Annotated in this window: 1 protein-coding gene; it reads left to right on the forward strand. The window is 66.3% G+C overall.

Annotated features, from left to right (window positions below; genetic code table 11):
• Window positions 1–410, forward strand: a 410-nt coding sequence (gene ssb, locus OC446_RS30645; RefSeq protein WP_262032628.1) for a single-stranded DNA-binding protein, incomplete at both ends; no start/stop codon positions are given.

Raw genomic sequence — 410 nt, forward strand, 5'->3', positions numbered from 1 at the left:
ATGGCAGGCAGTGTGAACAAGGTGATTTTGGTCGGGAACCTGGGGCGCGACCCTGAGGTGCGGCGTCTGTCGAACGGGGAGCCGGTGGTGAACCTTCGGATCGCCACGTCGGAGACCTGGAAGGACAAGGGCACGGGCGAGCGCAAGGAGAAGACCGAGTGGCACTCGGTGGTGATCTTCAACGAGAACCTGGGCCGGGTGGCGGAGCAGTACCTGAAGAAGGGCTCGAAGGTTTACATCGAGGGCCAGCTGCAGACGCGCAAGTGGACGGACCAGTCGGGGCAGGAGAAGTACACCACCGAGGTGGTGCTGCAGCGCTTCCGCGGCGAGCTGACGATCCTGGACAGCCGGGGCGGCGGCGGCGCGTCCGAGTACGGCGACGAGGAGCCGGGTCAGATCAGCCGCGGCGG

The organism is Microvirga sp. Mcv34 (assembly GCF_024519725.1).
GTDB lineage: Bacteria > Pseudomonadota > Alphaproteobacteria > Rhizobiales > Beijerinckiaceae > Microvirga.